Raw genomic sequence first — 21,516 nt, 5'->3', positions numbered from 1 at the left:
AGTTGCAACCTGCCACCCTGCCACCCTGCCACCCTGCAGCCTGCAACCCCGCAACCCCGCAACCCTGCAATTCCTGCGGGCCATGCAAGGCCATGCAAGGTCATGCAAAAGCCTCAAGGCGCGAGGCGGCGTGTGATGGAGTCCGCCATCGACTTCAGGATCAGGAAGCATGAGGTGGCGCCGGCGTCGACGGTGCCGATGGAGCGTTCACCGAGCCGTGCCGCGCGGCCGATCCTGGCTTGCATGTCCTTCGTGGAATCCTTGCCTCGCTCCGCCGCGGCCGACATCGCGGCCAAGGCCTCGATGAAGTCGCCACCCTCCGCCAGCGTCTGGCGATACGCGGCCTCGGCCGGCACCAGCGTGTCCATCAAGGTCTTGTCGCCCACCTTGGCGCTGCCCAACTCCTGGACCGACGCGAAGCCCGCCGCGAGCGCCTGCCCGAACAGCGCCGCGTCCAGCGTGTCGCGTCCCGTAAAGGCGAGCTGGAATTCGAGGAAGAAGCTGCCGTAAAGGGGGCCCATCGAACCGCCGATGTCGCCCATCAAGGCCATCGTCAGGGCCTCGAACGCCTCGCCCGCGCCGCGCACGTCCTCGGCATCCATGCGTTCGGCGCATAAGGCGAAGCCCTTGGCCATGTTGATGCCATGGTCGCCGTCGCCCGTGGCGGCATCGATCTCGGAAAGTTGATCGCGGTTGGCGCGGATCGTCGCGACGAGGTCGTCGACGATGAAACGCCCGTCGGAAAGCGGAAGCGAAACGACGGTCGTCATGCCAGCACCTTCAGGCCGATGCTCGAACAGGGATGGGCGAGGCAGGTCTTCAGTTCGTCGTCGAGCCGGGTCAGCGTCAGCGTGATGCCGTTCATCTCCAGCGAGGTGAACAGGTTGCCGACGAAGCGGAAGGCGACGGTGGCACCCGCGGCTTCGAGTTGCTCGGCGACGTCGGCGTAGAAGATGTACTGCTCCATCAAGGGCGTGGCGCCGAGGCCCGAGACGAGGACCGACACTTCGTCGCCCTTCGCCAGGGGGAAGTCGGGAAGGATGATGTCCAGCATCATCTTCGCCATGTCCCTGGAGGACACCGTCTTCGTTACCTGCACGCCGTGTTCGCCGTGATGGCCGATGCCCACCTCCATCTCGCCATCGGCGATGTGGAAGTTGGCCTTTCCGGCGGCGGGGATGGTGCAAGCGGAAAGCCCGATGCCCACCGAGCGGGTGGCATCGATCGCCTTCTGCGCGGTGGCGATCACCTCGTCGAGGCTGCCGCCCAAGGCGGCGCGGGCACCGCCGCATTTCCACATGACGATCTCGCCGGCCACGCCGCGACGCTTTTCACGTTCGGTCTTCGGCGCGGAGGCGACGTCGTCGTTGGCGACCACGGTCTTCACCGTGATGCCCTGCGCGGCGGCCATCTTCACCGCCATCTTCACGTTCATGTTGTCGCCGGCGTAATTGCCGTAGAGACAAGCCACGCCCGCGCCCCGATCCGCCGCCTTGAAGGCATCGAGGAAGCTCTTCGCCGTGGGCGACGAAAAGATCTCGCCAATGGCGACGGCGTCCAGCAGGCCCGGACCGACATAGCCGAGGAAGGCGGGTTCGTGGCCGGAGCCGCCACCCGTGACCAGGCCGACGGAGCCTTCGGGTTTCTTCGCGGCGACACCGATAACGCGGGGGTTCGCGCTATCCAGCACCATCTCGGGATGCGCGGCCACGATGCCGCGTACCATGTCCTCGACGACCTTCTCTGGGTCGTTGATCACTCGGTTCATTAACGTGATTCCTGACAAATCATGGAGTGTGCACCTAAGCAACTCAGGGTTCGAGTACGACTTTCAGCGAATGTTCGCCGCGCTCCATCACCGCGAAGGCTTCGGCGAACTTCGCCAGCGGGAACTTGTGGGTGACGATATCGCGCACGTCGATCTTGCGCTGCCCGATGAAGTCGATGGCGCGCGGATACATGTAAGGACCCAGGTGCGAGCCGAGCACATCCAGTTCCTTGCGGTCACCGATGATCGACCAGTCGACCGTGGCCTCGTCGTTGAACACACTGAATTCGACGAAGCGGCCGAGCTTGCGCAGCATCGCCATGCCCTGGTTCACGGCCCGGTGGTGACCGGTCGCCTCGATATAGATGTCGCAACCGTAACCGCCGGTGATCGCCTTGATCTTCGCCACCACGTCTTCCTGGCCCGGATTCCATACCTCGTCCGCACCCATGCGCAACGCCAGCGCCGCGCGCTCGGGCTTCATGTCCAGCACGATGAGCTTCTTCGGGTTGCGCAGGCGCACCGCGCCGATGATGCCGAGGCCGAGCGTGCCGGCGCCGGCCACGACGACGACATCGTCGAAACCCACGTCCGCGCGGTCGGCCGCGTGCAGCGAGCACGCCAGCGGTTCGATCAGGATCGCCTCGTCCGGCGGGATCTCGTCGGGCACCTTGTGCACGATGCCCTCCCTGGTGAAGATCATGTACTCCGCCATGGCGCCTTGCACGTTGTTCTGGAAGCCGTAGAGATCGTGCTTCTGGCACATCCAGTACTGGCCGTGGTTGCAGAAGCGGCAGCCCCAGCACGGCACGATCTGTTCGGAAATCACGCGGTCGCCGACGGCGACGCCACGTTTCTCCGCACCCGGCCCCAGCGCGACGACACGGCAGACGAATTCGTGGCCGGGAATCATCGGCGGCTTCACGTAACGCGGCTGTTCGTCGTCGCCCCAGAACGATGGCGCGCCACGATAGGTCTTGATGTCGCCCATGCAGATGCCGACCAGTTCCACCTTGGTCAGGATCTCGTCGGGGCCGGGCGTGGGAACGGGCACTTCCTCGAGGCGGTAATCCTCGGGCGCGTAGCAGACCACGGCCTGCATGGTCTTGGGAATGGACGGAATGGCGCGCGTTTCGCTGCGTTCGATGACGGTGGACATGGGTCGCCTGCGTGTTCTGCGGAAGGGATTACTGGACGGTGTAGCCGCCGTCGATCACCACGTTCTCGCCGGTGATCATCGCGGCCGCGTCGGAAAGGAGGTAGAGCACCATCGCGGCGATCTCGGCCGGCTGGGCGAAACGTCCCATGGGAATCTGCTTCTTCGCCCGTTCGCCGACTTCCCCGGCCCAGGCCTTCTTGCCCAGCTCGGTCTCGACCACGGTGGGCGATACGGCGTTGACGGTGATTCCCGATGCGGCCCATTCGATCGCCAGCACCTTGGTCATGCCGACGATGGCCGCCTTGCTGGCGCAATAGGCCACGTGGCGATCGAGCGCGACCACGGCCGCTTGCGAGGCGAGGTTCACGATACGGCCGCGGCCCGCCGCCATCATCGGCTTCGCCACGGCCTGGGCCACGAAGAACGAGGCTTTCAGGTTCACGTCCATGGTCGTGTCCCAGCCAGCCTCGGTCACGTCCACGGCCTTGTCGAGTATGGCCACGCCCGCGCTGTTGACGAGGTGATCGATGCGCCCGAAACGCTTCGTCACCGTGCCGACGGCGGCGTTTACCTGGGCGAGGTCGCGTACGTCGAGCGTGACGCCGATGTGCTTTCCCGCGTCGCCCGGGAGCGTGGCGGCGATATCCGCCACGTCCGGCCGCAGGTCGAGCAGCGCCACCGAGGCGCCGCGCGAGGCGAGCAGTTCGGCGCAGGCGAAACCGATGCCCGCGCCACCGCCGGTGACGACGGCCACCTGGCCGCCGAGGTCGAATGCGTCGTTCCAGAATGAGCTCATGATCAGCCGCCCGTCACCTGCTTGTACAACGTGTCCGCGTTCTGCGGGGTGACCGGCACCCAGGGCAGGATGTAACTGGCGGCCTTGCCGTCGGCCCATTTCACCTGGTTGCCGTAGCGCTGCCAGATCACCGAACGCGGCTTGTAGCTGTCGCCGATGAGCTTGGCCAGCGTCACGTCGAGCGCGCCTTGCGACTGCGCCTGGGCGTCCTGCAGGAAGGTGGTGATCTCACCGGCCTGCGCCGCCTTGATCGCGTCGGGCATGCCGTCGATCGAGGTGATCGGCACGTCCTTGGGCGAGACGCCGTGCGACTTCAGGGCTTGCAGCGCACCGAGCGCCATGTCGTCGTTCTGCGAGACGATGCCGGCGATCTGCTTGGGATGCGCGTTCAGCCAATCCTCCGTGAGGCTCAGTGCCTGGGCGCGGTCCCAGTTGGCCGTCTTCTTCTCGATGATCTTGATGCCGGGGTTCTTCGCCAGCACCTCCAGCTCGCCCTTCTCGCGATCGATCTGCGCCGACTGCCCGATCGGACCCTGGATGATGACGACGTTGCCCTTGCCACCGATCTGCTTCACGAGCGCCGCGGCCTGGAGCCGGCCGCCTTCCACGTCGTCGTTGCCGACGTAGACGACCTTGTCCGAGGCGACCTTGGTGTTGGAGGCGACCACCGGAATGTCCTCGGCCATCGCATGGCGTACGGCGCCCACGCTGGCCTTGGTGTCGATCGGCACGAAGATGATCGCGTCGTAGTGCTGCGTGATCATCGTCTCGATCTGGTTGTTCTGCGTATTGGCGTCGTAGTTGCCGTCGAAGACGGTGATCTGGACCGTGCCGTCCTTCACCGCGGGATGTTCCTTGATCGATTTCACCCAGGCCTGCATGAACTGGCCCTTCAAGCCATAGACGGCGGCACCGATCTTGTAGGTCTTCGCTTCGACGGCGCCCGCCATGAGGGTGCTCGCGGCCAGCATGCAGACGAGGAGCTTGCGCAATTTCATGTGTTTCTCTCCGTGGAATGGGAGCGCCGGTTCAGCGCTGTTTCTTGCGGGATACGTCGAGGAGCACGGCCAGGACGATGATCAGTCCCTTGGCGACCTGCTGGTAGTACGAGGACACACCGAGGAGGTTGAGGCCGTTGTTGATGACACCGATGAGCAGCGCGCCGAACAGCGTGCCGACCAGGCTGCCCGTGCCGCCGGACAGGCTGGTCCCGCCGATCACCACCGCGGCGATCGCGTCGAGTTCGTAGGAGAGGCCCGCCTGCGGCAGCGCCGAGGTGGTACGCGCGGAAAGGACCATGCCGGCGAGCCCGGCAAGCAGGCCCGAGACCACGTAGACGGAGAAGATCACCTTGCGCACGCCGATGCCGGAGGTGCGCGCGCTCTTCTCGTTACCGCCGACCGCGTACACATAGCGGCCGTAGGTCGTGTACTTCAGCACCATCCAGAACAGCAAGGCCACGGCGGCGAAGATCACGATGGGCATGCTCAGCGGACCGAGCTTGCCGTCGCCGAGCGAGAGATAGGCGTCCGGCAGGTCGGCGACGGGGCTGCCGTCGTTGACGATATAGGTGAGGCCACGGGCGACGCTCAGCATGCCCAGGGTCGCCACGAACGGTGGCACCGAGAGTCGCGCGACGACGAAGCCGTTCACCGCGCCCAGCACGGCGCCCGCGAGCAGGCCGGCACTGAGGGCGGCGAGCACGCCATGCCCCTGCGCGGCGACGAGTCCGCTGCAGATTCCCGCGAAGGCGAGGATCGAGCCCACGGAGAGGTCGATGCCCTTGGTCAGGATGACGTAGGTCATGCCGATCGCGAGGATGCCATTGATCGAGGTCTGCCTGAGGATGTCCATCAGGTTCCGCGCGGTCAGGAAGTACTCGCTGGAGAACGCGAGCACCACGCAGAGCACGACGAAGATGATCGGCATCGCGAAGCGATCGATGAAGGTGCGCATCCGCTGTCGCGGCGCGACGGGTGCCGTTGCCGGCGTGGTGAGGGTCTGTGCGTTCATGAGGCGAGATGCAGCAGGGTTTCCTGGGAGAGGTTGTCGTCGTCGCGCGTGGCGACGATCCGGCCGCCCTTGAAGACGGCGATGCGATCGGAGAGGTAGAGCAGCTCCGGCGCCTCGGACGAGACGACGATCACGGCGCCACCGGCGCGCACGAACTGGTCGAGCAGCTTGTAGATCTCCTGCTTGGCGCCTTCGTCGATGCCGCGCGTGGGCTCGTCGCAGAGCAGCAGCGTCGGGCCGGTGGAGAGGCATTTGGCCAAGACCACCTTTTGCTGGTTGCCGCCGCTCATCGAGCTGACCGGCAGGTCCTGCGAGGCCGTCTTGACGTTGAGCTTGCCGATCATTTCGTCGGCAAGCGCCCGTTCTTTGCGGCCATGGATGACCGACAGGCTCGACAGGCTCGGATACGCCGCCATCGCGATGTTCTCGCGCACGCTGCCGGACAGGACCAGGCCGGTGTCCTTGCGGTCTTCCGTCACCAGCGAGATGCCAGCGCGGATCGTCGCGGCCGGATCGCCCTTGGGCAGCGGCTTGCCGTCGAGCAGCACGTCGCCGCCGTCCGGCGTGGTCAGGCCGTAGACGCAATTGAGGAATTCACTGCGGCCCGAGCCCATCAAGCCGTAGATGCCGAGGATCTCGCCGTGACGCACCTGCAGGCTCACGTCACTGAACTCGTTCTTGCGCGAAAGGCCATCCACGTTGAGGCACACCTTGTCGCTGGCGGGACGTTTTTCCTTGTCCACCGCCACGAGTTCCCGGCCGATGATGCCGCGGACGAGGTGGGCACGGTCGATGTCCGCCAGTTTTCCGCTTTCGACGAAGGCACCATCGCGGAAGATCGTGTAGTCCTCGGCGATTTCCGCCAGCTCGGACAAACGGTGCGACACATACACGATGCCCGCGCCATTGCCCGTGACGCTGCGGATCGCCGCGAACAGCGTTTCGGTCTCGCGCTCGCCGATCGCGGAGGTGGGCTCGTCCATGATGATCACCTGGCAGTCGTAGCTGAACGCCTTGGCGATCTCGACAAGCTGGACCTGGGCAAGGCTCAGTTCGCTCATCGTGCGGCTGGCATCGATGGCGAAGCCCAGCCGGTCGAGCAAGGCCTGGGCCTGTTTCCGCAGCTTGCGGTAGTCGACGAAGAAACCGCCCAGGGTGGGCTCACGGCCGAGGTAGAGGTTTTCCGCCACCGTCATGCCCATCACCGGGGAGAGTTCCTGGGTGATGATCGCCATGCCGTGGGCCAGTGCGTCGCCCGGACTGGCGAACGACACCTCGACACCATTGCGGCGGATGCTGCCGCCATCGCGCCGTAGCAAACCCATGAGGATATTCAGGAACGTGGACTTCCCGGCGCCGTTACCCCCGCAGAGGGCGTGGACGCTGCCCGCGCGAAGGGTGAGCCGGCCGTCGCGCAGGGCGGTCACGCCATTGAAGCTCTTGGAAACCTCGCGTGCTTCGAGCAGGACGTCGTTCACCGGACACCTCTAGAACTTTTGCTCAACAGTGAGCAGTTGATCTAAGCGGAGCCGATAGTAGCCACGTCGTTTTTCGGGTGTCAACAGGAGCGGCGATGCAGTTAACTCTTTGCTGCGACGCAACATTCGGTCCTGCGCCTGGGTTGCGCTTGACATGGATGGAGCCCACCCCTATAAATCGCCAGCATGATCTTTTGCTCAATGACGCGCATATGATCGCGCGATTTCCGGAGAAAGACCCCATGAAAGTGGCGATCGGCTGCGACGAGGCCGCGTACGCGCTCAAGGAATCGGTGAAGCGGCACATCGCCGAGAAGCACCCCCACGTCGAACTGACCGACTTCGGCACGCATGGCCCGGAGGAGAAGGCGTTGTATCCCGATGTCGCCATCGCCGTGGCCGAACGCATCGCCGCGGGCGACTTTCCGCGCGCCATCCTGCTCTGCGGCACCGGTATCGGCATGGCCATTTCGGCTAACAAGGTGCCCGGCGTGCGCGCCGCCCAATGCCACGACACCTATTCCGCCGAGCGGGCCAGGCGCAGCAACGACGCGCAGATCGTGACCCTGGGCGGCCGCGTTATCGGCAACGAACTGGCCAACAGCATCGTCGACGCATGGCTGGGCGCCGAGTTCGACGGTGGCCGTTCCACGCCGAAGGTCGAGAAAATCCTCGCCTACGAGAAGACGCTCGGCCATCTTTGACCGCTAAGATGCGCCGTGCGGTTCCCACGCCCGAAGGACGCGATGACCAACGAAGAACTGACCCAGCTCGCCAAGCTCTACTACGTGGACGGGCTGACCCAGGAAGACCTCGCGAAGAAGTTCTCGCTCTCGCGGGCAAAGGTCGGCCGCCTGCTGAAGCGGGCCCAGGACGAAGGCATCGTCGAGATCCGCGTGCGCCATCACCCCCAGGCCACCCAGGCGCTGGAGGACGAGCTCACCTCCCGTTTCGGCATCGACCGCGCCATCATCTCGGTGGACCACAAGGACCAGGACAAGCAACGCGAACTCCTGGCCGGCCTGGTCGCGAGCTACCTCGACCGCATCCTCACCGACGGCAGCATCGTGGCGGTGGGCATGGGCCGCAACGTCAGCTCCATCTCGCACCACGCCGTGTCGTCCACCCAGCGGCAGTGCTCCTTCGTCTGCGCCATCGGCGGTTCGTACCGCGGCGGCGAGGCGATGAACGCCGACCACATCAGTCGCCGCCTGGCGCTGCGCTTTGGCGGCGATAGTGAAACCCTCTATGCGCCGGCGCTGGTCAGCGACCCGGCCATGTGCAAGGCCCTGCTCGAGAACGAGACCGTCCGCCAGTCGCTGAGCAAGGCGCAGCGCGCGCATATCGCCCTGGTCGGCGTCGGCGACATCCTCGAGGACAGCAACATGGTGCGCATGGGCTGGTTCACCCAGGCCGAGATCGCCGAAGCGAAGCGTTCCGGCGCGGTGGGCGACATCATGGGCTACGACTTCATCGACATCCATGGCCGGCCCGCCACCACCCTGATGCAGGACCGCGTGGTGGGGCTTTCCCTGCCCGACCTGGAACGCATCCCCAATGTGATCGCGATCGCCAGCGAGCACACCAAGGCCACGGCCATCCTCGGTGCATTGCGCACGGGCGTGATCGACACGCTGGCCACGACGGAAGCGATCGCGCAGACCGTATTGAGCCTGGAACAAGCCACGCGTGGCATGGACGTGGCCCGCGCCTAGAACGCGAGGGCCAGCCCGGCGCGCGCGGTGATCCCGGACTCGCCACCCTGCCCGAGGCGAACGCGCCGGACCGCGTCGACATGGGCCGTCATGCGCGACCACAGTTGGAAGGTGGCACCGATCGACAACTCGGCCGCACGCGTCGCGCGCTCCATGGGAAACCGTTCACCGGAAAGGTCGGTCGATCCGCCCGAAGGACGGATGAGCGCATGCCGAAGCTCCAGGTAAGGCGTCCACGCATACAGCACGCCGCCTTTGGGCGCGAGCATCAGCGATGCTCTTGCCCCACTCCGCAGCATCACGCGCCGTGGCATGCCGCCGAGCACGTCGAGGCCGTCGCGATCGACGGCGCGGCTGAAACGGAGCCGCTGCCAGAGCAGGGACGAACCCGGATCGATCGCGAGCCGATCCGTGACCTGCCAGCGATACCCTGCGGAAAGCGCCTTGTCATCGCCATTGGCCCGAAGCCGCCCCAGCACCTCACCCCGCGTGGGCGTGCGCACGCCGATCCGGTAGTGCGTCGTGGCATAGCTGGCCGCCACCTGCCAGCCGTCTTCGGTCGCCAGCTGCGCATGCAGTGCCACGCCGCGGGCACCGATACGGGCTTCGCTTCGACCATCGACGATTCGGGGCGACACGAGACTGCCGCCGAGCGAAGCCGCCGCTCCCACGCGCCACGTCGTGTCGCCGTCGGCATGGACGAGAAAATCGCCGGCGACCTGCACGCCGCGGTCGCGGCGCCGGTAGTCCACGCCATAGGCGGTGAATGGCAAGGTACTGCGATAGGCCACGTCGCCACCGAACGTGCATACGCGCAGCGCCGGATCGCGGACGACGTCCCGCTCGTGCGGATGGAGTGCATCGAGCGCCACTACGCCGTACCCGAACAACGCATGGTTCAACACCAGGTAAGCGGGCGCCTGCGGGGCGAGTGCGGGACGGAGGGCGGGTACGGTCGAGCGGCTTCGTCCCTCGCGCTCCTGCGCCGGGCCTTCGACCTTCCTGCTTTGCAGGCGGAAATCCCAGAATCCGCCGCCCTCGCCTTCGACCAGCCGCTGCCGGGCATCGCTCCTCCCCGGTTCATAGGCCTGCAATGCGTAGCTCCACGGTCCGACCACGACGTGGTCTCCCGCCAATTGAAAGGACCCGGCGCTCGCCGTGCCACCGACCTGGACGAGACTGATGCCATCGGCGGGGCCGTTGCTCCCGTCCCGTCCCGTGGTCGCCGCGCCCTTGCCGTCGGCTCGGGTCACATGCACCACGGTGCTGCCCGATACGTCGCCGCTGACGAGCAGGCGGTCGGTAGCCTGCCGGCGCAACGATCCGCCGGCATCGAGCCGGGTACCGAGTACGACGCCGGTGGCGCCGGCATCGGCCGTCCATGCACCGACCCGGAGCGTCGTGAAACCCGGCCGGCTCCTGTCGAGCGCGACCGTACCGCCGCGGGATAACCGCAGAGCATCGACGGCGCTGTCCCCTGCCACGACCCAGGTGCTGTCTTCGAGGTAGAGGCTCGAAAGCCGTCCCGACTTGCCTCGCCACTCGCTGCGGAGCAGTCGCAGGTCGAGCGCCCCCGAACCCTCGCGCGCGATGTCGCCGTCGATACGGCCGGCGACGGACGTGATGCCGAGGCCTACGTCGCCACTGGCGATACGGCCGCGGATCGTCGAATCCTCCGATAGCACCTGTGCCGTGCCGCCGCCGGAGAATTGCGTGGCGATCGCGTGGCCACGTCCTCCATCGATCGATGACCCGCGGAGCCGTGCCGTGCCGCCGGAAAGCGCCAATGCGATGGACCGGTCTCCCGCGCTGCTGGAAACCTCGACGCTGGAACGATCCAGCTCGATCGTGGCGTGGCGTTGCGCCTGCACCCCGATCGTGCGGCGTCCGTTCAATTGGATACGGCTGTTGGCCAACGATACCTCGGCACCATCGATGGCGAGGATGCCGAAGGCATGGCCGGTGGGGGCCGTCGCGCCATCGTGGATGAGGGTCAGCGCTTCCGCGTCGAAGGTGGCACGCGTGGCCACGCGGATACCGACGACCTTGTCTCCGGATACATGGACGATGTCGCCAGGGTCCAACTGCGCGGCTTCACCACGGTCGACGACGATGCCGGCCTTCCATTCCGTGGATGGCGCGGGCGAGGCGAATGCGCCGACGAGCGCCATGGCGAGCGCACCGCGCCCGCACGATACCGTGGCCATGGTGGCCTCCTTGCATGCCGATAGGGACAGGCAAGTTAGTTACCGGGGCGCGCGGTGTATGTCGGTTGCGGGCGTGGTGTGTGTAGGGTTGAGGCGGCGATGGGTGCTTACGGCGACCTGGCCCGCTGCCGCGGGATCGCCGACAGAGTCGGCTCCCACACCAGCCGGGATATCAATGCCAGCCGGGGCCTCAATCCTCGCCGCGTGACCAGTCGCCGCGGCGGGGTTTACCGGCGGGCTTGGGGCCGGCCTTGCGCTTCAGGCGGGCTTCCAGTGTCGCGGCCTGTTCCTCGCGCTCGTCATGCAACTTGAGGTAGTTGCGCCAGCGTTGCGGCGACAATTCGCCCGAGGCGAGTGCCGCCTGGATCGCACAGCCCGGTTCGTTGCCGTGGCTGCAATCGGCGAAACGGCATTGCGCGGCAAGCGTTTCGATGTCCGCGAACAGGTCGAGGTTTTCCTCGCCGGTGAGTTTGAGTTCGCGCATGCCGGGCGTGTCGATCAGGCACCCGCCGGTCGGCAGGCTCAACAAGGCGCGATGCGTGGTGGTGTGCCGCCCACGACTGTCGTTCGTGCGCACCGCGCCGGTGGCCATGCGTTCCTCGCCAAGCAGGGTGTTGGTGAGCGTCGATTTGCCCGCGCCCGACGAACCGACCAGGACCGCGCTCATGCCGGGGCCGAGGTACGCAGCCAGCAGGCCTACCGTGGCCGGGTCCTTGGCATTGATCGCATGCACCGCGGCGTCGGCGGGCAGACGGGTCTCCAGCGCGGCGATGGCCGCGGCCACGTCCACGCCCGTGTCGGCCTTGCTCAGCAGTACCACGGGACGGGCACCAGAGCCTTCCACCAGGGTCAGGTAGCGCTCGATGCGCGAGGGATTGAAGTCGCCATCCAGCCCGGTCAGCACCAGCACATAGTCGATGTTGGTGGCGATGATCTGCCGCTCGTAGCGTTCGCCGGCGGCGGCGCGGGTGAGCACGGAGCGCCGCGGCAGCACCGCTTCGATCACGGGGTGGTTCGCGTGGTCGAGGAGGACGAAGTCGCCTACCGCCGGCCGCAGCGAGGGGTCGAGCCCTCGTTTGAGGAAGGGCCCGGCCGGCTGGGCGTTGAACGCCACCGAGCCGTCGTGCACCTCGTAGCCCGCGCGATGCTGTGCCACCACGCGCGCGAGGCGGCGTGGGTCGTCGGGCAAGGCGGGGTCGCGCCAGCCGATGTGGCGCAGGCGCGCCAGGTCCGAGGAATCGGTCATGGGCGGGATTATGCCCGCTCACGGCCCGTTTTCCGCCTCGCGACACCGTAAAGACGCTGTTAGGATCGTGACACGACCTCCGGGAAGGGCCCGGCAGGTACGCAACGGAAGTCCCGACGTGTCCTCGATCAAGCCCAGCGCGCACCTGGCGGAAGTGCGCTATGAAATCCGCGGCGCCCTCACCCGGCGTGCGCGCGAGATGGAAGCGGCGGGCCAGCCGATCATCAAGCTCAACATCGGCAATCCCGGCCGCTACGGGTTCACGACCCCGCCGCACCTGCGCGAAGCCATCGGCGCCCATCTGGTGGACAGCGAGGCCTACGGCCACGAACAAGGCCTGGAAGAAGCCCGCGAGGCGATCGTCGCCCAGCAGCGGAGCCGTGGCGCGGCCGGCGTCGATGTCGAGCACGTCTTCATCGGCAACGGCGTGAGCGAACTGATCGACATCTCGCTGCGCGCGCTGCTTCAGCCAGGCGACGAGGTACTCCTGCCCAGCCCGGACTATCCGCTGTGGAGCGCCGCCACGATCCTCAACGACGGCAGCCCCCGCTATTACCGTTGCCTTGCCGAAAACGGCCACCTGCCCGATCCCGACGAGATCGATGCACTGGTAGGGCCGCGCACGCGCGCGCTGGTGCTGATCAATCCCAACAACCCGACCGGCGCGGTCTACCCGAAGGCGCTGCTCGAACGCATCGTCGAGGTGGCGCGGCGGCACGGGCTGCTCCTGCTGTGCGACGAAATCTACGACGAGATCCTCTACGACGGCACGGCGTTCCAGCCCCTCGCGGCGGTCGCCGGTGACCATCCGTGCGTGAGTTTCGGCGGCTTGTCCAAGGTCCATCGCGCCTGCGGTTACCGCGTCGGCTGGATGAGCCTGTCGGGCGACCCGCGGCGCACCGCGGACTACCGCGACGCCCTGCAGCTGCTCGCCGCGCTGCGCCTGTGCGCCAACGTGACGGCACAATGGGCCGTACGCCCCGCCCTGCTCGACAAGCCGACCATCGGCGCACTGACCGCGCCGGGCGGGCGCCTCCATGAAGCCCGCCGGATCGTGCTCGAAAGCGTCGCCGCCAGTCCGTTCCTCGAAACGGTGGCGCCCGGCGGCGCGATCTACGCCTTCCCCCAGATTCGTGCCGATGCCATCGCGCATTTCGACGACACCGCCTTCGCCCTGCGCCTGCTCGAAGACGAGAACGTGCTCGTCGTGCCGGGCACCAGTTTCAACCTGTCCGCGAGCCGCCACCTGCGCCTCACCTTGCTGCCGCCACCGGATCAACTCGCCGAGGTGTTCGTCCGCATGGACCGCGTCCTCGCACGCATGGCCGACGAGTCGATTCCCGCCGCCAGTGCGGTTGCCTGATCGATGAAGGAACCCGCGTTTCTCGCCCTGGGCGATTCGTACACGATCGGCGAAGGCGTGCCCGATGAAGGACGCTGGCCCGTGCAACTCGTCGCGCGGCTGCGTGAAAGCGGCATCGCCGTAGGGGCGCCGCGCATCGTCGCCACCACGGGCTGGACGACGGACGAACTCTCCGCGGCGATGGACGCGGCGGCGTTGCAGCCAGGTTATGCGCTCGTCACCCTGCTGATCGGGGTGAACAACCAGTACCGTGGGCGGCCTGCGACGGAATACCGCGAGCAATTCCTCGCCTTGCTCCGGCGGGCGGCGGCGTTGTCCGGCGATGTCCGCCGCGTCGTCGTCGTGTCGATTCCCGACTGGGGCGTGACCGCCTTTGCCGAAGGGCGCGACCGGGCAGCGATCGGCCGCGAGATCGATACGTTCAACGCCATCGCGCGCGATGAAACGCTGCGCATGCATGCGCGTTGGGTGGACGTGACGCCCGCTTCGCGCGAAGCGGGGGCGAAGCCCGGCATGCTGGTGGACGACGGGTTGCATCCGTCGGCTGCGCAATATGCGGAGTGGGTGAAGCGGATATTTCCGGAGGCCCAGGCGGCGCTGCGTGAACTTCACCGCTGATCGCCGATGAATCGGCTCCCACAGGAGCATGCTCTTTGTGGGAGCCGATTCATCGGCGATCCGGTGCGAAGCACCGGCCAGATCGCAACACCCCTGCAACACCTCCGCCACGCGCCCGTTACCTCCCGGCCCGAGACTGAGCACCCGGGACAACCCCGGGAACCGATGCCATGGCGAAGCTCACCTGCCGCAGCGCCTTCATCTCCGACGTGCACCTCGGCACCCCCGACTGCAAGGCGGCTTATCTACTCGACTTCCTCCGCCACCTGGAGTGCGAGCGGCTCTACCTCGTCGGCGATATCGTCGACCTGGAAGCGTTGGCGAAGCGCCACTGGTGGCATCCGGACCATAGCGCCGTGATCGCCGAACTGGTCGCGATCGCCGCGCGTGGCGTCGAAGTGATCTACATCCCCGGCAACCACGATTTCCAGATGCGCGGCCTGGCCGGATCGAGCATCGCCGGCATCCGCGTGGAACTGGATGCCATCCACGAAGGCGCCGACGGCCGCCGCTACCGGGTCAGCCACGGCGACGAATTCGATCCCGAACACGTCGGCCGCCGCTGGATCGCCTGGCTGGGCGACACCCTGCACCGGTTCATCTGCTGGGCCAACCGCCGCGTGCACGCGGTGCGCCTGCGCCTGGAACTGCCTTATCTTCCCCTCTCGATCATCCTGAAATCGCACGTCGGCGCGGCGCTCGAGTACATCCGCGGCTATGAACAGCGCGTGGCCCGCGACGCCCGGGAACGCGGCCTCGATGGCCACATCTGCGGGCACATCCACTTCGGCCACGTTCGCCCGATCGACGGCATCCTCTACCTGAACGACGGCGACTGGGTGGAACACTGCACCGCCCTGGTGGAGGATGCCACCGGTGCCATGGAGCTGATCCACTGGACGGAGCGGGTGACCCCGCTGGGCCGGGCCAGCCGCGAGACCGTGCTGCCCTCGCCGGAAGCGGTGCTCGGGTTCGCCCCGCTGGCCGACTGCCGGGCCGATCTCTCCACCTTGCGCGGCACCGGGGTGTCGCTAGCGGGTTGAAACGGACCGGATAGGGCCCATGTGCGGTGGATGCCGGTAAAATGGCTCCCTTCCCTTTCCGCGGTGACCCCATGGCCCTCGATACCCCCACCCGCGAGCGCATCGAAACCCTCCTCGGCCAGCACGACGTCGTGCTGTTCATGAAGGGCTCGCGCCAGCAGCCGATGTGCGGTTTCTCCGCGGCGGCGATCAACACCCTCAACGACGTGATTCCCGCCTACCACACGGTCGACGTGCTGCAGGACCCGGAGATTCGCGAAGGCATCAAGGAATACGGCCAGTGGCCGACCATTCCCCAGCTCTACGTGAAGGGCGAGCTCGTCGGCGGCTCGGACATCATCCGCCAGCTCTACACAAGCGGCGAGCTCTACACGATGTTCGGCGTCGACGCGCCGGACCGCACGCCGCCGGAAATCACCATCACCGAGAAGGCCGCCGAAGCCATCCGCGGTGGCATGGCCAACGCCCAGGGCATGGCCCTGCACCTGGAAATCGGCCCTGACCACAGCGCCGGGTTCCAGCTGGCGCCGGCCGGCGATCACGACATCGTCGTCCTCGCCAATGGCATCGAAGTGCATTTCGATCCCGGCAGCGCCGCGCGCGCGAAGGGCATCGTGATCGACTGGGTATCCACGGTGCAGGGCGAAGGCCTGAGCCTGAAATTCCCTGGCGCGGTCGAGATCGGCTCGATGAGCGTGCAGGAGCTCAAGGGTAAGCTCGACGCGGGCGACGTGGTCCTCATCGACGTCCGCCCGGCCCAGAGCCGCGCGATGGTCGCCCCGATCGACGGCGCGCGCATCCTGGAAGACGAAGGCTATGAAGGCCTCGGCCAGCTGCCGAAGGACACGCCCATCGCCTTCATCTGCAACGTCGGCATGTCCAGCCGCGCCGCCGCCGAGCGTTTCGCCGCCCACGGCTTCACCCGCATCTTCAACGTCGAAGGCGGGATGGAAGCATGGATGCGTGAAGTAGGCGGCTAAGCGCAGGGTCCCGGGACCTTTCCAAGTTTGGGAGTCGGCTCTTTGTGAATCGGCTCTTTGTGGGAGCCGACTTGTCGGCGATGGGTGCTTGCCTCAAAACCCGGTGGGAAGCCGCTTCAGCGGCGATGGGTGCTTGCCGTGACCTGGCCCGCTGCCGCGGGATCGCCGACAACGTCGGCTCCCACAAAGGCCAAGAGCCGGCTCCTAACGGAGTCGGCTCACATCAGGTCTGACGCGATCCCGTAGGGCTCAGCCGTGGATCGCCACCAGCGCGACCAGCGTCGCCGCTTCGACCAGTTCCACCAGCGCGCCGGCGGTATCGCCGGTGAAGCCGCCGAGGCGGCGGATGCAGGCGCGCCGCCATAGCCAGCCGGTGATCGCGGCGACGCCGAGCGCCAACAAGCCGGCATATCCGAGACACGCGGCCAGCCCCACGGCAAGCAACAGCGCCACGCGGCAACCGACGGCCGGTGCACCGCGCAAGGGTTCGCCAAGGCCCTGCCAGCGCACGTAACTCGTGGTGAGGAACCACGAGACGATCGCGGCGCGCCCCAGCAGCGGTGGCAACACCAGCCACCATGTAGCGCCCAGCGTCGCCAGCGCCGAGAACTTCAATAGCAACACGAGCACCAGCGAGATCACGCCGGCCGGGCCGCTGCGCGGGTCCTTCATGATCGCCAGCGTGCGCTCGCGATCCCCCATGCCACCGATCCATGCGTCTGCACTGTCGGCGAGGCCATCGAGGTGCAAGGCGCCGGTCAACGCCACCCACACGACGAGGACGATCGCCGCGGCCGGTAGCACGGGGAACGCATGCAGCATGCGCGCCGTCGCCACCAGCAAGCTGCCGATCGCCAGTCCCACCAGCGGATACCATTTCAGCGATGCCGCCTGCGCAACGGTACCGAAGTTCACCCGCGGCACCGGCAGGCGCGTCAGGAAGGCGAAAGCGACCGCCAATCCGCGCATCACCGGCTCCAGTGCAAGGCATGCAGAGAGGCATGCGGCACGTCGATACCCGCCATGTCGCCGAAGCCACGACCTTCCGCGATGCAACGCAACAGGCGGATCGCACCACCATGGGTGACGACGAGGACGCGCGCATCGCCGGCTTCCGCCGCGACATCGTCCAGCGCCGCGGACAAGCGCGCATGGAAGGCGTCGAAATGTTCCGCACCCGGTGGCGGACAGGTGGTCGGATCGGCCCAGAAGCGCTCCAACGCCTGGCTGTCCGTCGCAGCGATCGTCTCGATCGGCACGCCCTGCCAATCGCCGAAATGGTATTCGGCCAAGCGCGCGTCGACACGTAGAGGCAATCCGCGCCGTTGCGCGAACTCCGCGGCGAATGCGGCGCAACGCGTCATCGACGACGACACCACGCGATCCCACTCACGACCTTCGACGGCCCCGCGCAACTGCTGCCAACCCAGCTCGCTGAGCGGATCGTCCAATTGCCCGCGATAACTGCGCTGGCCCGTGTCACCGTGGCGAAGCAGGTCGATGCTCATGCTTCGGACACCCCAGCCTCTGCGAAGGTCGCCATGGATCCATGCAGTGCGCAGGCCATGCGCAGCAACGGCACCGCGATGGCCGCGCCACTCGCTTCGCCCAGGCGCAGGCGCAGGTCGAGCAACGGCTCGGCCTCCAGGGCCGCGAGCACGCGTGCATGACCCAGCTCCTGCGAGCGATGCGAGAAGATCAGCCACGGCTTCGTATCCGGACGCAAGGCGACCGCGGCGAGCGCCGCGACGCTCGTGATGAAGCCATCGACGAGCACCGGCAGGCCATGCTGCGCGGCGGCGACGAAGGCGCCGGTCAACGCCGCGATCTCGAAACCGCCCAGGCGGCGCAAACGTTCGCGCGCCGTATCCGCGTCGGCGTGCATGGCCAAGGCACGCGCGATCACATGCTGCTTGCGCGCGATGCCTTCGGCGTTCAGCCCGGTCCCGGCACCGGTAAGCACATCCGGTTCCGCGCCGAGCAAGGCACAGGCAAGAGCGCTGGCGACCGTGGTGTTACCGATACCCATGTCACCACCGATATAGACGTCCGTTCCGGCATCGATGGCATCGGCCACGCTTGCCGCACCCGCCATCAGCGCAGCGTCCAGTTGGGCATCCGTCATCGCAGGCCCCTCGCAGAAGTTGGCGCTGGAGGAAGCGATGACGCGTCGTCGCACGCCCGGGACATCGCCGGGATCGTTCACCGTGCCCAGGTTCACCACCTCGAGCGTGGCACCTAGTTCGCGCGCCAGCACGGCGATCGCCGCGCCGCCACCGGCGAAATTGCGCAGCATCTCTCCCGTGACCGCCTGCGGGAAGGCGGATACGCCTTCGGCCGCGACCCCATGATCGGCGGCGAACACGGCGATCCAGACCCGTGTGGCGGAAGGCCGTTCGCGCCCTTGCAAACCCGCCAGTTGCACGGCGAGCGCCTCTAGCCGGCCCAGCGAGCCCGGTGGCTTGGTGAGGGTGTCCTGGCGTGCGGCCGCGGCGCGGGCGACGGCGTGGTCCGGAACGCGGCTCGGTGCCGCGAGCCAGTCGATCATGGTGGTGTTCCTTTGAGGGTCAGGGGTAGTCCGGCGGCGACGAAGACGACGCGATCGCAGCGTTGCGCCAGGACTTGGTGGAGGCGTCCCGCTTCGTCGACGAAGCGGCGCGTGAGTTCGCCCAGCGGCGTGATGCCGAGGCCGACTTCGTTGCTGACGAAGACGATATCTCCCGGCAGGCCGCATAGGTCGTCGAGCAAGGCGTCGCGCTGTGACATGAAGTGTGCGCCCTCGTCGATGCCGAGCAGGTTCGAAAGCCAGAGGGTGAGGCAATCCACCAGCAGGAAGCGGTCCGCACGTGCGTGCCGGCGAAGCGTGGCTGCCAAGGCCAGCGGTTCCTCGACCGACGTCCATTCGGCCGGCCGCCGCGCACGATGATGCGCGATGCGATCCGCCATCTCCCCGTCGAACGCCTGCGCCGTCGCGACGTAGACGACGTCACGGCCGCTGTCGATGGCGAGGCGTTCCGCCAATGCGCTCTTGCCCGAGCGAGCACCGCCCAGGATAAGCGTCAACATGCGGGCAATCCGAAGATCCGTTCCAGCGTGGCGGCATCCATATGCGCGTCGACCGTATCGGCCAGACGTTCCAGTGTCGCTTCACGTTGTGCCTGGATGTCGAAAGGCGTGGTGGCATGCAACCCTGCACCGCGGAGCCATGTGGCCAACGCCTCGGGGTGATCGAAGACGCCATGCAGATAGGTACCGATCACTCGCCCGTCGTCCGAGCGCGCACCGTCGCCACGACCATCGTCCAGCCACACTGCCGGCGTGGCCATGGCCGGCCCTTCGCTCACACCGCAGTGGATTTCGTAGCCGCTCACCGCGGCGTGGCTCTCCGCGAGCCGACCGTGCACGTTGCGCAACTGCTTGGTCGGCGCAAGGGTGGTTTCCAGGTCGAGCAAGCCCAGGCCTTCGCTCGAACCTTCCTGACCCTCGATGCCATCGGGATCGTGCACGGCCCGGCCGAGCATCTGCATGCCGCCGCAGATACCGATCACCCGGCCGCCATAGCGAACGTGCCGGAGGATCGCCTCGTCCCAACCCTGTGCACGCAGCCAGACGAGGTCGGCGCGCGTGGATTTCGAGCCGGGCAGAACGATCAGGTCACAAGGAGGGAATACGTCGCCTGGACCGACGAAGAGGCAGTCCACCTCCGGATGCAACCGCAGCGCGTCGAGATCCGTGTGGTTGCTGATCCGCGGCAACGCGGGCACCGCGACGCGCAAAGCCGACCGTGGACGTTCGCTGCGATGTCGCGGCAGCGCATCCTCGGCTTCCAGGACCAGGCCATGCAGGTAGGGCAACACGCCGAGCACGGGCTTTCCCGTTTCGCGCTCCAACCAGTCCAGTCCCGGCTGCAGCAAGGCGATGTCACCACGGAACCGGTTGATGACGAAGCCCACGATGCGTGCGCGCTCGCTCTCGGCGAGCAAGGCCAGCGTGCCGACGAGATGCGCGAACACGCCACCGCGATCGATATCGGCGACGAGCACGACGGGACAATCCACGGCTTCGGCGTAGCCCATGTTCGCGATGTCGCGCTCGCGCAGGTTGATCTCGGCCGGACTGCCCGCGCCCTCGACCACCAATGCGTCGTACCGATCCACCAGGCGCGCATGCGAGGCGAGCACGGCCTCCATCGCCACGCGTTTATAGGCGTGATAGCCCACGGCATCCATGTTGCCGATGGCATGTCCGTGCACGATCACCTGGGCACCGGTATCGCTGTTCGGCTTCAATAGCACCGGATTGAAGTCGGTATGCGGAGGCACACCCGCCGCCTGGGCCTGCACGGCCTGTGCGCGGCCTATCTCGCCGCCATCCACCGTCACGGCGGAATTGAGCGCCATGTTCTGCGGCTTGAACGGCGCAACGGCGACACCACGGCGATGCAACCAACGGCACAACGCGGCGACCACGGTGCTCTTGCCCGCGTCGGACGTACAACCCTGCACCATGAGTACGCGGGCACTCATCGCATGACCTCCGCGAGTACACGATCCAGTCGCGCGAAGGCGGCATCATCCGCGGGCAAGCCGAAACGCAGGGCCAGCGGGGCGTCGAAGTGCCGGACGAGGATCGCGTGTCGCGCCAACGACCGATGCAGTTCCTCCGCGTCGGATCGTTTGCAGTACTGGAAGAATTCACAGCCACCGGATGGCCGCAGGCCGTGCGTCGTCAGCAGGTCGCGCAGGCGTGCGGACGTCTCGTGCAACCACGTGCGTGCGGATGCCTGCCACGCATGGTCCATCAGCGCCTGTGCCACCACGTGCCGGGTCGGCCCGGTCAGTGTCCACGGGCCGAGCACTTCCGCCAATGCGCCGAGCAAGGCGGGGCTTGCGGCGACGAAACCTGCGCGTGCGCCAGCCAGGCCGAAGAACTTGCCGATGGAACGAAGGACGATTAAACCGTCACGTACATGCGGCACCAGGCTTTCGTCCGGCCGTGCGTCGATGAAAGCCTCATCCACCACGAGCCACGGCTCGTTGCTTGCCATGGGGCCTGCTGAAGGATCTGCCACGAGACCTGCTACAGGGCCTGCTATGGGACCTGCTATGGAACCTGCTACAGGGCCTGCTC

At 66.9% G+C, this 21,516-nt stretch carries 20 protein-coding genes and 1 pseudogene; 6 read left to right on the top strand and 15 right to left on the bottom strand.

All coding sequences use genetic code 11. The annotated features are described in order from the left end of the window. Positions 1-113: 113 nt before the first annotated feature. Genes dhaL through AB6730_RS04115 form a run of 7 tightly spaced genes read right to left on the bottom strand, consistent with a single transcriptional unit; the run spans position 114 to position 7,214 of the window. Positions 114-770: a dihydroxyacetone kinase subunit DhaL gene (gene dhaL / locus AB6730_RS04145; RefSeq protein ID WP_371022394.1), complete on the bottom strand. Its 657-nt coding sequence runs from the start codon at positions 768-770 to the stop codon at positions 114-116. Continuing rightward, entirely contained in the window at positions 767-1,768 is a 1,002-nt protein-coding gene (locus AB6730_RS04140) for a dihydroxyacetone kinase subunit DhaK (protein WP_371022393.1), read from the bottom strand. The genes dhaL and AB6730_RS04140 overlap by 4 nt, the downstream gene beginning before the upstream one ends. Before the next feature lie 43 nt (positions 1,769-1,811). After that, positions 1,812-2,927, bottom strand: coding sequence for an alcohol dehydrogenase catalytic domain-containing protein (locus AB6730_RS04135; RefSeq protein WP_371022392.1), 1,116 nt, complete (start codon positions 2,925-2,927; stop codon positions 1,812-1,814). Between the two features lie 28 nt (positions 2,928-2,955). Next, complete coding sequence (locus tag AB6730_RS04130; RefSeq protein ID WP_371022391.1) at positions 2,956-3,723, bottom strand: SDR family oxidoreductase; 768 nt, start codon at positions 3,721-3,723, stop codon at positions 2,956-2,958. 2 nt (positions 3,724-3,725) lie between these two features. Next, positions 3,726-4,721 (bottom strand): substrate-binding domain-containing protein, encoded by a 996-nt coding sequence (locus AB6730_RS04125; RefSeq protein ID WP_371022390.1) that lies wholly within the window; start codon positions 4,719-4,721, stop codon positions 3,726-3,728. Positions 4,722-4,752: 31 nt separating this feature from the next. Continuing rightward, positions 4,753-5,736 (bottom strand): ABC transporter permease, encoded by a 984-nt coding sequence (locus AB6730_RS04120; RefSeq protein WP_371022389.1) that lies wholly within the window; start codon positions 5,734-5,736, stop codon positions 4,753-4,755. Next, positions 5,733-7,214 (bottom strand): sugar ABC transporter ATP-binding protein, encoded by a 1,482-nt coding sequence (locus tag AB6730_RS04115; protein ID WP_371022388.1) that lies wholly within the window; start codon positions 7,212-7,214, stop codon positions 5,733-5,735. The genes AB6730_RS04120 and AB6730_RS04115 overlap by 4 nt, the downstream gene beginning before the upstream one ends. A gap of 242 nt (positions 7,215-7,456) precedes the next feature. Between AB6730_RS04115 and rpiB the strand changes: the two genes are divergently transcribed. Together rpiB and AB6730_RS04105 are read left to right on the top strand one after the other, a co-directional pair. After that, positions 7,457-7,918, top strand: coding sequence for a ribose 5-phosphate isomerase B (rpiB, locus tag AB6730_RS04110; RefSeq protein ID WP_306849078.1), 462 nt, complete (start codon positions 7,457-7,459; stop codon positions 7,916-7,918). Positions 7,919-7,960: 42 nt separating this feature from the next. Then, a complete protein-coding gene (locus AB6730_RS04105) occupies positions 7,961-8,929 on the top strand; it encodes a sugar-binding transcriptional regulator (protein WP_371022387.1) in 969 nt (322 codons plus the stop codon). Here AB6730_RS04105 and AB6730_RS04100 read toward each other — a convergent pair. Further along, entirely contained in the window at positions 8,926-11,136 is a 2,211-nt protein-coding gene (locus tag AB6730_RS04100; protein WP_371022386.1) for an autotransporter outer membrane beta-barrel domain-containing protein, read from the bottom strand. The genes AB6730_RS04105 and AB6730_RS04100 overlap by 4 nt on opposite strands. Before the next feature lie 190 nt (positions 11,137-11,326). Further along, the gene (gene rsgA / locus AB6730_RS04095; RefSeq protein WP_371022385.1) at positions 11,327-12,382 is read right to left on the bottom strand and encodes a ribosome small subunit-dependent GTPase A; all 1,056 of its coding nucleotides are present in this window, start codon (positions 12,380-12,382) and stop codon (positions 11,327-11,329) included. A 118-nt stretch (positions 12,383-12,500) separates the two neighbouring features. On the opposite strand from rsgA, the gene AB6730_RS04090 reads away from it, so the two are divergent. The 4 genes from AB6730_RS04090 to grxD all read left to right on the top strand — a co-directional run bounded on the left by AB6730_RS04090 (position 12,501) and on the right by grxD (position 16,386). Beyond that, positions 12,501-13,745: an aminotransferase class I/II-fold pyridoxal phosphate-dependent enzyme gene (locus tag AB6730_RS04090; RefSeq protein ID WP_371022384.1), complete on the top strand. Its 1,245-nt coding sequence runs from the start codon at positions 12,501-12,503 to the stop codon at positions 13,743-13,745. Between the two features lie 3 nt (positions 13,746-13,748). Next, a complete protein-coding gene (locus tag AB6730_RS04085; RefSeq protein ID WP_371022383.1) occupies positions 13,749-14,363 on the top strand; it encodes an SGNH/GDSL hydrolase family protein in 615 nt (204 codons plus the stop codon). 170 nt (positions 14,364-14,533) lie between these two features. Continuing rightward, complete coding sequence (locus AB6730_RS04080; RefSeq protein ID WP_371022382.1) at positions 14,534-15,406, top strand: UDP-2,3-diacylglucosamine diphosphatase; 873 nt, start codon at positions 14,534-14,536, stop codon at positions 15,404-15,406. A 71-nt stretch (positions 15,407-15,477) separates the two neighbouring features. After that, positions 15,478-16,386, top strand: coding sequence for a Grx4 family monothiol glutaredoxin (gene grxD, locus AB6730_RS04075; protein WP_371022381.1), 909 nt, complete (start codon positions 15,478-15,480; stop codon positions 16,384-16,386). A gap of 249 nt (positions 16,387-16,635) precedes the next feature. On the opposite strand, the gene AB6730_RS04070 is transcribed toward grxD, so the two are convergent. The 6 genes and pseudogenes from AB6730_RS04070 to AB6730_RS04045 all read right to left on the bottom strand — a co-directional run. Beyond that, positions 16,636-17,355, bottom strand: a complete 720-nt coding sequence (locus tag AB6730_RS04070) for an adenosylcobinamide-GDP ribazoletransferase (RefSeq protein WP_371022380.1) — start codon at positions 17,353-17,355, stop codon at positions 16,636-16,638. Continuing rightward, on the bottom strand, positions 17,355-17,894 hold the full coding sequence (locus AB6730_RS04065; RefSeq protein WP_371022379.1) for a histidine phosphatase family protein: 540 nt from the start codon (positions 17,892-17,894) through the stop codon (positions 17,355-17,357). The genes AB6730_RS04070 and AB6730_RS04065 overlap by 1 nt, the downstream gene beginning before the upstream one ends. After that, the gene (gene cobT / locus AB6730_RS04060) at positions 17,891-18,934 is read right to left on the bottom strand and encodes a nicotinate-nucleotide--dimethylbenzimidazole phosphoribosyltransferase (RefSeq protein WP_371022378.1); all 1,044 of its coding nucleotides are present in this window, start codon (positions 18,932-18,934) and stop codon (positions 17,891-17,893) included. The genes AB6730_RS04065 and cobT overlap by 4 nt, the downstream gene beginning before the upstream one ends. Beyond that, complete coding sequence (gene cobU, locus AB6730_RS04055; RefSeq protein WP_371022377.1) at positions 18,931-19,452, bottom strand: bifunctional adenosylcobinamide kinase/adenosylcobinamide-phosphate guanylyltransferase; 522 nt, start codon at positions 19,450-19,452, stop codon at positions 18,931-18,933. Before cobU ends, cobT begins: the two co-directional genes overlap by 4 nt. Next, a complete protein-coding gene (locus tag AB6730_RS04050; RefSeq protein ID WP_371022376.1) occupies positions 19,446-20,912 on the bottom strand; it encodes a cobyric acid synthase in 1,467 nt (488 codons plus the stop codon). The genes cobU and AB6730_RS04050 overlap by 7 nt, the downstream gene beginning before the upstream one ends. After that, positions 20,909-21,430 (bottom strand): annotated as a pseudogene (locus tag AB6730_RS04045) (aminotransferase class I/II-fold pyridoxal phosphate-dependent enzyme); the annotation flags it as partial. The pseudogene AB6730_RS04045 and the gene AB6730_RS04050, both read right to left, overlap by 4 nt. Positions 21,431-21,516: the final 86 nt, after the last annotated feature.

The sequence above is a fragment of the Luteibacter sp. RCC_6_2 genome (assembly GCF_041360655.1).
Lineage (GTDB): Bacteria > Pseudomonadota > Gammaproteobacteria > Xanthomonadales > Rhodanobacteraceae > Luteibacter.
Note: the sequence above shows the minus strand (reverse complement) of the source record. Positions and strands in the feature narration are given on the sequence as shown.

Bases quoted from the DNA above. Each gene is read 5' to 3' on its own strand.
- dhaL (WP_371022394.1), bottom strand. From the start codon at position 770: ATGACGACCGTCGTTTCGCTTCCGCTTTCCGACGGGCGTTTCATCGTC.
- AB6730_RS04140 (WP_371022393.1), bottom strand. From the start codon at position 1,768: ATGAACCGAGTGATCAACGACCCAGAGAAGGTCGTCGAGGACATGGTA.
- cobT (WP_371022378.1), bottom strand. From the start codon at position 18,934: ATGATCGACTGGCTCGCGGCACCGAGCCGCGTTCCGGACCACGCCGTC.
- AB6730_RS04125 (WP_371022390.1), bottom strand. From the start codon at position 4,721: ATGAAATTGCGCAAGCTCCTCGTCTGCATGCTGGCCGCGAGCACCCTC.
- rpiB (WP_306849078.1), top strand. From the start codon at position 7,457: ATGAAAGTGGCGATCGGCTGCGACGAGGCCGCGTACGCGCTCAAGGAA.
- grxD (WP_371022381.1), top strand. From the start codon at position 15,478: ATGGCCCTCGATACCCCCACCCGCGAGCGCATCGAAACCCTCCTCGGC.
- cobU (WP_371022377.1), bottom strand. From the start codon at position 19,452: ATGTTGACGCTTATCCTGGGCGGTGCTCGCTCGGGCAAGAGCGCATTG.
- AB6730_RS04085 (WP_371022383.1), top strand. From the start codon at position 13,749: ATGAAGGAACCCGCGTTTCTCGCCCTGGGCGATTCGTACACGATCGGC.
- rsgA (WP_371022385.1), bottom strand. From the start codon at position 12,382: ATGACCGATTCCTCGGACCTGGCGCGCCTGCGCCACATCGGCTGGCGC.
- AB6730_RS04070 (WP_371022380.1), bottom strand. From the start codon at position 17,355: ATGCGCGGATTGGCGGTCGCTTTCGCCTTCCTGACGCGCCTGCCGGTG.
- AB6730_RS04135 (WP_371022392.1), bottom strand. From the start codon at position 2,927: ATGTCCACCGTCATCGAACGCAGCGAAACGCGCGCCATTCCGTCCATT.
- AB6730_RS04065 (WP_371022379.1), bottom strand. From the start codon at position 17,894: ATGAGCATCGACCTGCTTCGCCACGGTGACACGGGCCAGCGCAGTTAT.
- AB6730_RS04130 (WP_371022391.1), bottom strand. From the start codon at position 3,723: ATGAGCTCATTCTGGAACGACGCATTCGACCTCGGCGGCCAGGTGGCC.
- AB6730_RS04080 (WP_371022382.1), top strand. From the start codon at position 14,534: ATGGCGAAGCTCACCTGCCGCAGCGCCTTCATCTCCGACGTGCACCTC.
- AB6730_RS04120 (WP_371022389.1), bottom strand. From the start codon at position 5,736: ATGAACGCACAGACCCTCACCACGCCGGCAACGGCACCCGTCGCGCCG.
- AB6730_RS04050 (WP_371022376.1), bottom strand. From the start codon at position 20,912: ATGAGTGCCCGCGTACTCATGGTGCAGGGTTGTACGTCCGACGCGGGC.
- AB6730_RS04105 (WP_371022387.1), top strand. From the start codon at position 7,961: ATGACCAACGAAGAACTGACCCAGCTCGCCAAGCTCTACTACGTGGAC.
- AB6730_RS04100 (WP_371022386.1), bottom strand. From the start codon at position 11,136: ATGGCCACGGTATCGTGCGGGCGCGGTGCGCTCGCCATGGCGCTCGTC.